Below are 12,608 nucleotides of genomic sequence, written 5' to 3' on the forward strand. Positions count from 1 at the left end.
CTCGGCTATGACCGACGACACCGAGTTTCGCATCCGGCCTGGCCGCATTCGCTCCTCCGGCGCACAGCGCGCGCGACCCTTCATCGCGCAGGCGCTCGCCGCCGCGAAGAAGGCCGGCGCCGGCGTTTCACGCTCGGGCCGGATCGTTGCCGGCAACCGCTCACGCTTCGGGCGCGGCCAGCGTGCCAGCATCCAGGCCAATCGTTTCATCACCGCGCGCTCGCGCGGCGCCGTGATCAAGGCGCGCGTGGTGCGCCACAGCCCCCGTTCCGCGCCACTCGTCACCCATCTCAATTACCTGCGCCGCGAGGGCGTCACCCGAGACGGAGAAAAGGCAAGGCTGTTCGGTCCTGGCGTGGACGACGCCGATCCAAAAGCCTTCGCGGAGCGAAGTGAGGGAGATCGTCATCACTTCCGCTTCATCCTCTCGCCCGACGACGCGGCGGAGATGGCGGACCTCAAGTCTTTCACCCGCGATCTGGTCAGCCAGATGGAAAGGGATCTGGACACAAGCCTGGACTGGGTGGCCGTCGATCACTGGAACACCGAGCACCCGCATGTCCACCTGATCGTTCGGGGGGTCCGTGACGACGGGCAGGATCTCGTCATCTCCCGCGACTACATCAAAGACGGAATGCGCGACCGCGCGCGCGACCTCATCACCCAGGAACTCGGCCCCCGCACCGATCTCGACATCCGCCGCACACTGGACCGCCAGGTCGATGCCGAACGCTGGACCCAGCTCGATCGCCAGCTTGTCCGCGATGCGCGCGATACCGGCGTCATCGACCTCGCGCCACGGCCGAGCGAACAACCGGAAGTCTATCACGCCCAAAAGGTCGGCCGCCTGCGCAAACTCGAAGCCCTCGGGCTTGCCGACCAAGTCGGCCCCGGCCAGTGGGTAATCGACGAGAAGGCCGAGGCGACCTTGCGCGAGCTGGGGACGCGCGGCGACGTCATCAAGCGAATGCACCGGGCGCTCACCGAACACGGCATCGAGCGGGGTTCGGCGAGCTACGTTCTCGCCGCCGAGAGCCTCGACACCCCGATCATCGGCCGGCTGGTGACACGTGGTCTTGATGACGAACTGAACGGCACGGCCTATGCCGTCGTCGATGGCGTCGATGGGCGTGCTCATCACATCAGGTTTCCGGATCTCGATGCGGCTGGCGACAGCGCGCCGGGCTCGATCGTCGAGCTGCGCAAGTTCGACGACGCGCAAGGTCAGCGTCGGATGGCGCTCGCAGTTCGTTCCGATCTCGCCATCGCCGACCAGATCACCGCGTCGGGCGCGACCTGGCTCGATCGCCAAAACATCGCGCGTGAACCCGTCGCGCTCTCCGACAGCGGCTTCGGCGCCGAGGTGCGGCAGGCGATGGAACAGCGCGCCGAGCACCTGATCGAACAGGGCTTCGCAGAGAAGCACGGCCAGCGCGTCACCTTCGCGCGCAACTTGATCGACACGCTGCGCGCCCGCGAACTGGAGGCGCTGGGCGAGAAGCTCGCCGCCGAGACCGGCCAGCCCTTCAATCGCGCAGGCCCTGGCGAATATGTCGCCGGTTCCTATCGCCAGCGCTTCACGCTCGCCTCCGGTCGCTTCGCCATGATCGATGACGGCCTCGGCTTCCAGCTCGTGCCCTGGACACCCTCCCTCGAAAAGCAACTCGGCCGCCATGTCTCCGGCGTCGCTCGCGACGACGGCGGCATCGGCTGGAGCTTTGGCCGCAAGCGCGGCCTCGGCCTCTGACCCACCATTGCAGACAAGGAATTGCCCATGCCCGCCACCAAGATTCTCTGGGGCCAGATCATCTCCGTTCTCTCCATCGTCCTCATCTGCGTCTGGGGGGCGACCGAATGGGTGGCCTGGCGGCTCGGGTTTCAGCCTGAATTGGGCGCGCCATGGTTCCGGCTGTTCGGCTTCCCGATCTACCTGCCGCCATCCTTCTTCTGGTGGTGGTATGGCTATGACGCCTATGCGCCACAGGTCTTCGTCGAAGGCGCCTATATCGCAGCGTCCGGAGGCTTCATCGCCGTGGCCGTCGCTATCGGCATGTCGGTCTGGCGCGCGCGGGAGGCGAAGAAGGTCGAGACCTACGGTTCAGCCCGCTGGGCCGAGGCGGAGGAAGTGAAGTCGGCCGGTTTGCTTGGCCCGGATGGCGTCGTGCTCGGCCGCTACGACAGCCACTATCTTCGTCACGACGGCCCGGAGCATGTTTTGTGTTTCGCGCCGACGCGCTCCGGCAAGGGCGTCGGCCTGGTCGTGCCGTCGCTGCTGACATGGCCGGGATCGGCGATCGTCCATGACATCAAAGGCGAGAACTGGCAGCTCACCGCTGGCTTTCGTGCCCAGCATGGGCGCGTGCTGCTGTTTGATCCGACCAACGCCAAATCCTCAGCCTATAATCCGTTGCTCGAGGTGCGCCGCGGCGAATGGGAGGTTCGAGACGTCCAGAACATCGCCGACATCCTGGTCGATCCCGAAGGCAGCCTCGAGAAGCGGAACCATTGGGAGAAAACCAGCCATGCGCTGCTGGTCGGCGCGATCCTCCACGTCCTCTATGCCGAAGCGGACAAGACGCTCGCCGGCGTCGCGGCCTTCCTCTCAGATCCGAAGCGACCGATCGAATCCACACTCGCGGCGATGATGACGACGGCGCATCTCGGCGAAGCCGGGCCGCATCCGGTGATCGCATCGGCGGCGCGCGAACTGCTCAACAAGTCGGACAACGAACGGTCGGGCGTGCTGTCGACCGCCATGTCCTTCCTCGGCCTCTACCGCGATCCCGTTGTCGCCGAGGTGACGCGCCGCTGCGATTGGCGGATTGGCGACGTCGTGGGTGGAAAGCACCCGACGACGCTCTATCTTGTCGTGCCGCCGTCCGACATCAACCGCACGAAGCCGCTGATCCGCCTGATCCTCAACCAGGTCGGCCGCCGCCTGACCGAGGATCTCCAGGCGAAAGCCGGCCGTCATCGGCTTCTCCTGATGCTCGACGAGTTTCCCGCGCTGGGGCGGCTCGATTTCTTCGAGAGCGCGCTCGCCTTCATGGCGGGCTATGGCCTCAAGAGCTTCCTGATCGCGCAGTCGCTGAACCAGATCGAGAAGGCGTATGGCGCCAACAACTCGATCCTCGACAATTGCCATGTCCGCGTCAGTTTCGCGACCAATGACGAGCGAACGGCCAAGCGCGTGTCGGATGCGCTCGGCACCGCCACCGAGATGAAGGCGATGAAAAACTATGCCGGACACCGTCTGTCGCCCTGGCTCGGGCACCTGATGGTGTCGCGCTCTGAGACCGCTCGTCCGCTCCTCACCCCCGGGGAGGTCATGCAGCTTGCGCCCTCCGACGAAATCGTCATGGCTGCCGGCACCCCGCCGATCCGCGCGAGGAAGGCACGCTATTACGAGGATGCACGCTTCGTTGAACGCATCCTGCCGCCGCCTTCGCTTGCCGCGCCGAAGCAGGTCCGGCCCGATGACTGGACCACGCTGCCGTTGCCGCCACGCCCACAGATCGTCGGCGCCAACCAAGCGGCAAAAGCCGCCGATGACGATCCGACCGAATCCGAGCGCCGCCAACAGCCCGAACTCAACCGGGTGAAGCCGGTCGAGAAGCCGATGCCGATCGACAACCCGTTCGAGATCGACGCAGACCGGGACGAGGCCGAGGATGAAGCCGCGCGCAACAGCCGGATGAACCGCATCATGCAGGGCGTGGCGCGTCAGGTGTCACTCGATCCAGGCGACGGCATGGACCTGTGAGACACCCATGACAAAATCATCCCGCAAGCAGCGCCTGTCCGTCTACCTCGATCCAGCGGTCATGAACCGACTGGCCGAACACGCCGCACGGCGCGATCATTCCCGCTCTCTTGTCGCGGAAGCGGCAATCGAATCCTTTCTCTCGCCCGATGCCGCCGAAAAACAGGAAGCAGCGATCACCAAGCGGCTCGACCAGCTCGATCGTCGCATGACGAGGCTGGAGCGCGATGTTGGTATCGCCGTGGAAAGCCTCGCGGTGTTCATCAAATACTGGGTCTCGACCATGCCGACACTGCCGGAGCCGGCTGCGCAGGCTGCCCGCGCGAAGGCGGGCGAACGCTATGATCAGTTCGTCACCGCGCTCGGACGACGCCTGGCCAAGGGGCCTAAGCTGCGGCAGGAAATTTCCGAGGATATGAACGACTCGGAGCATCAGGATAGTCGCACGCGCGGCGAATAGTCATGGTCAGGGCGCCTGCAAGATCCGGTGGCAACCGCCGTTCTCCTGTATTTGCACGCTACACTACTACGACGCTGAATCCTTGTTGAATCCGCCCAAAATCAGGCTCTTTTAATCAACCCCGCAAGGGGAAGGTCTGTCTGTCCCCGCTGAGTTCGGGGCGACATGAAGGCTTCACAACACAATCAAGAAGGCTTTGCGCGGGGCGCGCGAATGCTGCGCACGGCGCTGGGACCGGCGATTGCCCGGTTTCTGGAAGATGCGTCCGTCGTCGAGGTGATGCTGAACCCGGACGGGCGCATTTGGATAGATCGGCTCTCCGAAGGACTGTCCGATACGGGCGAACGTTTGTCGCCCGCCGATGGCGAACGTATCGTCCGCCTGGTCGCGCACCATGTCGGCGCGGAGGTCCATGCCGGCGCCCCGCGCGTTTCCGCCGAACTGCCCGAGACGGGGGAGCGGTTCGAAGGCCTGTTGCCGCCGGTGGTCGCGGCGCCCGCCTTCGCCATCCGCAAACCCGCCGTCGCCGTGTTCACGCTCGACGACTACATCCGCGCGCGCGTCATGTCGGCCGCCCAGGCCGAGGCATTGCGCGAGGGCGTTGCGTCCCGGGCCAACATCCTCGTTGCCGGCGGCACCTCGACCGGCAAGACAACACTGAGCAACGCGCTGCTCGCCGAGGTGGCGAAGACTGCCGATCGCGTCGTCATCATCGAGGACACGCGCGAACTGCAATGCGCCGCGCCCAATCTCGTGGCCATGCGGACCAAGGATGGCGTCGCCTCGCTGTCCGATCTCGTCCGGTCCTCGATGCGCCTGCGCCCCGACCGCATCCCGGTCGGTGAGGTGCGCGGCGCCGAAGCCCTCGACCTCTTGAAGGCATGGGGCACCGGCCATCCCGGCGGGATCGGCACGATCCACGCCGGTAGCGCCATCGGCGCGCTCCGGCGCATGGAACAGCTCATCCAGGAAACCGTCGTCACGGTCCCGCGCGCGCTGATCGCCGAGACGATCGACCTTGTGGCGGTGCTGTCCGGTCGCGGGTCCGCGCGCCGGCTTTCCGAACTCGCCCGCGTCGAGGGCCTCGGCCCGGACGGTGATTACCGAGTCGTGCCCGCCACCATTCACCCCCAGCCCGAAGAAGGAACCTCTCAATGATGCCTGTTGTTCAACGCCTGCGCCTGACGCGCCGGCACCTCGCCATGATCGTATCGGTCGCCACGCTGAGCTTGGGTCTGGCCGCGCCCGCCCATGCATCCGGCTCGTCGATGCCGTGGGAACAGCCGCTGCAACAGATCTTGCAGTCGATCGAAGGTCCGGTCGCCAAGATCATCGCGGTCATCATTATCATCACGACCGGTCTGACGCTCGCCTTCGGCGACACATCGGGCGGATTCCGCCGCCTGATCCAGATCGTGTTCGGCCTGTCGATTGCTTTCGCCGCGTCGAGCTTCTTCCTGTCCTTCTTCTCGTTCGGCGGAGGGGCGCTGGTCTGATGGCAAGCGTCGTCGAACAGGGCGGAGACGTGCCCGGATACACCGTCCCGCTGCACAGGGCGCTAAGCGAACCGATCCTGCTCGGCGGCGCGCCGCGCGCTATCGCCATCATGAACGGCACGCTGGCCGGCGCAGTCGGCCTTGGCCTGCGGCTCTGGCTGGTCGGTATCGCCATCTGGGCGATCGGACACTTCGCGGCCGTCTGGGCGGCGAAGCGCGATCCGCTTTTCGTCGAGGTCGGCCGCCGCCATCTGCGCATCCCCGCGCACCTTTCGGTCTGAGGGAGCGGGGCATGATGAATCTCGCCGAATATCGTAACAGACAAGCCCGGCTCGCCGACTTCCTGCCCTGGGTGGCGCTGGCCTGGCCCGGCATCGTGCTCAATAAGGATGGCAGCTTCCAGCGCACCGCGCGGTTTCGTGGTCCCGATCTGGATTCGGCGGTGCCGGCCGAGCTGGTCGCGGTCGCTGGCCGCCTCAACAACGCCTTCCGGCGTCTCGGCTCCGGTTGGGCGATCTTCGTCGAAGCGCAGCGCCACGCCGCCGCGACCTATCCCGCCAGCGTGTTCCCGGATGCCGCGTCCGCGCTGGTCGATGCGGAACGGAAAGCCGATTTCGAGGAAGCAGGATCGCATTTCGAGTCCAGCTATTTCCTCACCTTCACCTATCTGCCGCCGGCCGAGGACGCCGCCCGCGCCGAGACCTGGCTCTATGAGGGCCGTGAGAAGACCGGCATCGACCCCCATGAGGTGATGGCGGGCTTCGCCGACCGCACCGACCGGCTGCTGCGCTTAGTCGAAGCCTTCATGCCCGAATGCCGCTGGCTCGATGACGGGGAGACCCTGACCTACCTGCACGGCTGCGTCTCGACGCACCGCCACCGCGTCCGCGTGCCCGAGACGCCGGTCTATCTCGATGCGCTGCTCGCCGATCAGCCGCTGACCGGCGGGCTGGAGCCGCGCTTAGGATCGGCGCATCTGCGCGTTCTGACGATCACCGGATTTCCGACAGCGACCACGCCGGGTTTGCTCGATGAGCTGAACCGGCTGGCCTTTCCCTATCGCTGGTCAACGCGTGCGATCCTGCTCGACAAGACCGACGCGACCAAGCTGCTGACCAAGATCAGGCGGCAGTGGTTCGCCAAGCGCAAGTCGATCGCTGCCATCCTCAAGGAAGTCATGACCAACGAGCAATCCGTGCTGGTGGACACGGATGCATCGAACAAGGCGGCGGACGCCGATCTCGCGCTTCAGGAACTCGGCGCCGACTATGCCGGGATCGCCTATGTCACAGCCACCGTGACAGTGTGGGACGGCGATCCGCGCGTCGCCGACGAGAAGCTACGTCTCGTCGAGAAGGTCATCCAGGGCCGCGACTTCACGGCGATGGCCGAGACCATCAACGCGGTCGATGCCTGGCTCGGCAGCCTGCCGGGGCACGTTTACGCCAATGTCCGGCAACCGCCGATCAGCACTTTGAACCTCGCCCACATGATCCCCTTGTCGGCAGTGTGGGCGGGGCCCGAACGGGACGAGCATTTCGCAGCACCCCCGCTGCTCTTCGGCAAGACCGAAGGCTCGACCCCGTTCCGGTTTGCCCTTCATGTCGGCGATGTCGGCCATACGCTGATCGTCGGGCCGACCGGCGCGGGCAAGTCCGTGCTGCTGGCGCTGATGGCCTTGCAGTTCCGCCGCTATCCGGGCTGCCAAGTCTTCGCCTTCGATTTCGGCGGTTCGATCCGCGCAGCCGCACTCGCCATGCGCGGCGATTGGCACGATCTCGGCGGGGGCCTGACGGATGGCTCGGAAACGTCCGTCAGCCTTCAACCGCTCGCCCGTATCGAGGAGACGGCCGAACGAGCATGGGCGGCCGACTGGATCGTCGCGATCCTGACCCGCGAGAGCATCGCCATCACGCCGGAAGTGAAAGAGCATATCTGGACGGCGCTGACCTCGCTCGCCTCCGCGCCGCTCGACGAACGCACGATTACCGGTCTCTGCGTGTTGCTCCAGTCCAACGACCTCAAGCAGGCATTGCGCCCATATTGCATCGGCGGCGCCTGGGGTCGACTGCTCGACGCCGAAAGCGAGCATCTCGGCACGGCGACGGTGCAGGCGTTCGAGACCGAAGGGCTGATCGGCACCGAGGCCACGCCCGCCGTACTCGCCTACTTGTTCCACCGGATCGAAGACCGACTCGACGGCTCGCCGACACTCATCATAGTCGACGAAGGCTGGCTGGCGCTCGACGACGAGAGTTTCGCCGGCCAGCTTCGCGAATGGCTGAAGACGCTGCGCAAGAAGAACGCCTCCGTCATTTTCGCCACGCAGTCGCTCAGCGACATCGACGGATCGGCCATCGCGCCCGCCATCATCGAAAGCTGCCAGACCCGGCTGCTGCTGCCGAATGAGCGCGCGATCGAGCCCCAGATCACCGCAATCTATCGCCGCTTCGGCCTCAACGACCGGCAGATCGAGATCCTCGCCCGCGCCATGCCGAAGCGCGACTATTACTGCCAGTCGCGCCGCGGCAACCGTCTGTTCGAACTCGGCCTCTCTGAGGTGGCGCTGGCCCTCTGCGCCGCATCGTCGAAGACCGATCAGGCTGCGATCGCCAGCATAGTCGCAGAGCATGGCGTGGACGGCTTCCTCGATGCCTGGCTGCGCCATCGCGGCGTGACCTGGGCCGCCGACCTCATTCCCAACCTCGCCAACAAGGAGAAGTCCCAATGAAACTTCGTCGCACCCGTGCGACGCGGCTCGTCGCCGCGCTGCTGATCACACCCATCGCGGTCGCCTCGATGCTGGCGACGCCGGCGTACGCCATCATCGTCTTCGATCCGTCGAACTATGCTCAGAACGTCCTCACCGCCGCGCGCTCACTTCAGCAGATCACCAACCAAATCACCTCGCTTCAGAACGAAGCGCAGATGCTGATCAACCAGGCCCGCAATCTTGCGAGCCTGCCTTATTCCTCGCTCCAGCAGCTTCAGCAGTCGGTGCAGCGCACGCAGCAACTGCTCAGCCAGGCGCAGAACATCGCTTACAACGTGCAAGCGATCGATCAGGCGTTCCAGACCAAATACGCCAATGTCTCGATGTCAGCGTCGGACGCCCAGCTCGTCGCCGACGCTCGTTCACGCTGGCAGAACACGGTCGGCGGATTGCAGGACGCCATGCGCGTGCAGGCGACCGCCGTCGGCAATATCGACACCAATCGGACGCAGATGTCGGCCTTGGTCGGAGCGAGCCAGTCGGCGACCGGTGCTCTTCAGGCAACGCAGGCCGGCAACCAGCTTCTCGCGCTTCAGGCCCAGCAGCTCGCCGATCTGACCGCCGTTGTCGCCGCCAACGGCCGCGCGCAGGCGCTGCAATCGGCTGAGCAGGCCGCGGCAGCCGCGCAGGGGCAGGAACAGCGCCGCCGCTTCCTGACGCCCGGCGCCGGCTACCAGCCGGGTAATGCGCAGATGTTCCACGGCAACAACTGAGGATCGCGCGATGGACGGTAAGACCCTCGCACGCATCGGCGCCGTCGTCTTCATCGCGCTCGCCGTCGTGGCGACCGCGATCGAGGTCAATCGTCCTGTTTATCAGGCGGAGAGCCAGACGGCACAGCGACCACCGCTCGTCACGCGAGATCCGCTCGATGCGGAACTCACCCGGTGCAGCGGGATCGGAGCGGCAGGTAGCCGCGATCCGTCTTGCCTGAAGGCCTGGGCCGAAAATCGCCGTCGCTTCCTAGGTCAACCGGCCACGGCCACGCAGTCCGAAGGAGCACGCTGATCATGCAGGGCACCGGCGTCATTGACCATTTCCTCGACGTCTTCACCCGCTACATCGATAGCGGCTTCGGGTTGCTCAAACCCGAGGTGGCCTTCATCGCCACCACGCTGATCGTAATCGACGTGACGCTGGCCGCGCTGTTCTGGAGCTGGGGCGCCGACGAGGACATCATCGCGCGCCTCGTCAAGAAGACGCTGTTCGTCGGCGTCTTCGCCTACATCATCGGCAACTGGAACAATCTCGCGCGCATCGTCTTCGAGAGCTTCGCAGGGCTAGGCCTCAAGGCGTCCGGCACCGGCTTCTCAGTCAGCGATCTCCTGCGCCCCGGCAAGGTCGCGCAGACCGGCCTCGACGCTGGCCGGCCGCTGCTCGATTCCATCTCGAACCTCATGGGCTATTGGTCCTTCTTCGAGAACTTCATCCAGATCGCGTGCATGTTGTTCGCCTGGGTGCTGGTGCTACTCGCCTTCTTCGTTCTTGCCGTCCAGCTTTTCGTCACGCTGATCGAGTTCAAGCTGACGACGCTCGCCGGCTTCGTGCTGATCCCCTTCGGCCTGTTCGGCAAATCCGCCTTCATGGCCGAACGGGTGCTCGGCAACGTCATCTCGTCCGGCATCAAGGTGCTGGTGCTCGCCGTCATCATCGGCATCGGCTCGACCCTTTTCTCTGAGTTCACCCAGGGCTTCGGTGGCGCCACGCCCTCGATCGACGATGCGATGGCGATCGTTCTGGCGGCGCTCTCGCTGCTAGGCCTCGGCATCTTCGGCCCCGGCATCGCCAACGGCTTGGTCTCCGGCGGTCCGCAACTCGGCGCAGGCGCAGTCATCGGCACGGGTCTCGCCGCAGGCGGGGTCGTCGCTGCTGGCGCGGCCACTGTCGGCGCTGTTGCCTCCGGGGGCGCGGCGCTGGCAGGCGGCGCGGCCGCCGCTGCCCGTGGCGGAGCCGCACTCGCCGGTGGCGCATCCACTGCCTACAGCCTCGGCGCGGCCGGTGAAACCGGTGCATCCGCCGTCGCGTCAGGCCTCGGCAACGTCGCCTCGACCGGCGCACGGGCAGCGGTCTCGCCGCTGCGCCGCGCGGCTGGTCGCGCCGCCGACAGCATCCGGGAAAGCTACCAGTCGGGTGCGCGCGCCGCCTTCGAGACGACGGGCGGGTCTTCGACCGCAGGCACGGTCAGCGGCGATGGCGCTGAAGCCGCATCCGGATCAACCGCTTCGTCCGCCGCCACCGACAACCCGCCGGCCTGGGCGACGCGCATGAGACGCTCGCAGCAACTCACGCACGGCGTTCAGGCCGCCGCCCATGCGGTGCGCAGCGGCGACGCCCATGGCGGCGGCTCTTCCGTCAACCTCTCTGAAAGTGACTGACTATGTTCAAGCGACCTTCCACCCATTACGGCAAATCCCCCGAACCTGAGACGCCCTATCAGCGCGCCGCGCAGGTGTGGGACGATCGCATCGGCTCCGCCCGCGTGCAGGCGAGAAACTGGCGCCTGATGGCCTTCGGCTCACTCGCCGTGTCGTCGGGATTGTCTGCCGCGCTTGTCTGGCAGTCCATGAATGGTTCAGTCGTGCCGTGGGTCGTGCAGGTCGATCGCCTCGGCCAGGCGCAGGCGGTCGCGCCCGCCACCGCCGACTATCAGCCGAATGACGCGCAGATCGCCTTCTACCTCGCGCGCTTCATCGAAGAAGTCCGCTCGATTCCCGCCGATGCGATCATTGTCCGCCAGAACTGGCTGCGCGCCTATGACTACACAACGCAGGGCGGCGCACTCGCGCTCAATGACTACGCCCGCGCCAACGATCCCTTCGCCAAGGTCGGCAAGCAACAGGTTGCGATCGAGGTGTCGTCGGTCATTCGCGCGTCGCCCTCAAGCTTCCGCGTCGCCTGGATCGAGCGCCGCTATCAGGACGGTTCGCTCAGCGCCACCGAACGCTGGTCGGCGATCCTCACGACCGCCGTGCAGCCGCCCCGCGATGCCGACACGCTGCGGAAGAACCCTCTCGGAATCTACGTCAACGCCATCAACTGGTCGAAGGAGCTTGGACAATGACGCCAGCATTCCGCAAAGCCGCCCCCTGGAGTGCGGTGCGTCCGGCTTTCCGTAAAGTCTCACTCGCGGCTTTGCTGCTTTCTGCATCAGCACTCGCCGGATGCGCCGGGCACATTCCGCCGCCCGATATCGACTATGACAACGCCGCGCCCGCCGTGCAGGCGGCCGACCCGCCCAAGCCCGTGCAAGTCGTCGAACTCCCGAAGCCGCTGCCGCTGCCAAGCCAGTTGAAGGCCGTCGGCAAGGACGGCAAACCTGTCCCGGAACTCACCGATCCCGCCGCGCGCGTGAACGAGGCCAACGCCGCAGCGCGGATGCAGCCGGTCAGGAATGGCTTCATCAACGCCATCCAGATCTACCCCTTCGTCGATGGCGCGCTCTATCAAGTCTACACCTCGCCGGGGCAGATCACCGATATCGGCCTTCAACCAGGCGAGCAGCTCGTCGGCACCGGCCCGGTTGCAGCCGGCGACACTGTTCGCTGGATCATCGGCGACACGGAGAGCGGCACGGGAGCGGCGAAACAGGTCCATATCCTCGTCAAGCCGACCCGGCCCGAATTGATGACCAACCTCGTCATCAACACCGACCGGCGCACCTATCACATGGAGCTGCGCTCTACCGAGAAGACCTACATGGCCTCGGTGTCCTGGCAATATCCGCAGGACCAGCTCATCGCTTTGCGTCGCCAGAACATCCAAGCCGAAGCGGCGCAGCCCGTCGCGACCGGGGTTGATCTCGCCCGGGTCAATTTCCGCTACGAGGTGACGGGCGACCGCGCGCCGTGGCGGCCACTGCGCGCATTTGACGACGGCAAACAGGTCTTCATCGAGTTCCCGCGTGGCATCGGCCAGGGCGAGTTGCCACCGCTGTTCGTCGTCGGCCCGGAGGGCGATACGTCCGAGCTCGTGAATTACCGCGTGCGCGGCAACTACATGATCGTCGACCGGCTGTTCGCCGCCGCTGAACTGCGCTTCGGCGCTGCCAAGGATCAGAAGCGCATCCGCATCTCCCGCACCGACGGGAGGCCAGCGTCGTGACCAGCAAGATCGATC

Annotated in this window: 12 protein-coding genes; all 12 read left to right on the forward strand. The window is 65.8% G+C overall.

The features are described from left to right. Positions 1–7: 7 nt before the first annotated feature. Entirely contained in the window at positions 8–1,747 is a 1,740-nt protein-coding gene (locus C8348_RS19910; protein WP_106755054.1) for a relaxase/mobilization nuclease domain-containing protein, read from the forward strand. 27 nt (positions 1,748–1,774) lie between these two features. Further along, entirely contained in the window at positions 1,775–3,763 is a 1,989-nt protein-coding gene (locus C8348_RS19915) for a conjugal transfer protein TraG (protein WP_106755055.1), read from the forward strand. Between the two features lie 7 nt (positions 3,764–3,770). Next, a complete protein-coding gene (locus C8348_RS19920; RefSeq protein ID WP_106755056.1) occupies positions 3,771–4,223 on the forward strand; it encodes a ribbon-helix-helix protein, CopG family in 453 nt (150 codons plus the stop codon). Positions 4,224–4,388: 165 nt separating this feature from the next. Beyond that, positions 4,389–5,381, forward strand: a complete 993-nt coding sequence (gene trbB, locus C8348_RS19925) for a P-type conjugative transfer ATPase TrbB (protein WP_106755057.1) — start codon at positions 4,389–4,391, stop codon at positions 5,379–5,381. Between the two features lie 44 nt (positions 5,382–5,425). Beyond that, entirely contained in the window at positions 5,426–5,719 is a 294-nt protein-coding gene (locus C8348_RS19930) for a TrbC/VirB2 family type IV secretion system protein (RefSeq protein WP_244294079.1), read from the forward strand. After that, positions 5,719–6,000 carry a VirB3 family type IV secretion system protein gene (locus C8348_RS19935; RefSeq protein WP_106755058.1) on the forward strand — a complete coding sequence of 94 codons (282 nt, stop codon included), beginning with the start codon at positions 5,719–5,721 and terminating at the stop codon, positions 5,998–6,000. The genes C8348_RS19930 and C8348_RS19935 overlap by 1 nt, the downstream gene beginning before the upstream one ends. A gap of 11 nt (positions 6,001–6,011) precedes the next feature. Beyond that, positions 6,012–8,450: a conjugal transfer protein TrbE gene (gene trbE, locus C8348_RS19940; RefSeq protein ID WP_106755059.1), complete on the forward strand. Its 2,439-nt coding sequence runs from the start codon at positions 6,012–6,014 to the stop codon at positions 8,448–8,450. Continuing rightward, entirely contained in the window at positions 8,447–9,205 is a 759-nt protein-coding gene (trbJ, locus tag C8348_RS19945) for a P-type conjugative transfer protein TrbJ (protein WP_106755060.1), read from the forward strand. Before trbE ends, trbJ begins: the two co-directional genes overlap by 4 nt. Before the next feature lie 10 nt (positions 9,206–9,215). Beyond that, complete coding sequence (gene trbK-alt / locus C8348_RS19950) at positions 9,216–9,500, forward strand: putative entry exclusion protein TrbK-alt (RefSeq protein ID WP_106755061.1); 285 nt, start codon at positions 9,216–9,218, stop codon at positions 9,498–9,500. A gap of 2 nt (positions 9,501–9,502) precedes the next feature. After that, positions 9,503–10,867, forward strand: a complete 1,365-nt coding sequence (gene trbL, locus C8348_RS19955) for a P-type conjugative transfer protein TrbL (RefSeq protein ID WP_106755062.1) — start codon at positions 9,503–9,505, stop codon at positions 10,865–10,867. A gap of 2 nt (positions 10,868–10,869) precedes the next feature. Then, the gene (gene trbF, locus C8348_RS19960) at positions 10,870–11,553 is read left to right on the forward strand and encodes a conjugal transfer protein TrbF (protein ID WP_106755063.1); all 684 of its coding nucleotides are present in this window, start codon (positions 10,870–10,872) and stop codon (positions 11,551–11,553) included. After that, positions 11,550–12,593, forward strand: a complete 1,044-nt coding sequence (trbG, locus tag C8348_RS19965) for a P-type conjugative transfer protein TrbG (protein ID WP_106755064.1) — start codon at positions 11,550–11,552, stop codon at positions 12,591–12,593. The genes trbF and trbG overlap by 4 nt, the downstream gene beginning before the upstream one ends. Positions 12,594–12,608: the final 15 nt, after the last annotated feature.

Source organism: Pannonibacter carbonis (assembly GCF_003012935.1).
Lineage (GTDB): Bacteria > Pseudomonadota > Alphaproteobacteria > Rhizobiales > Stappiaceae > Pannonibacter > Pannonibacter carbonis.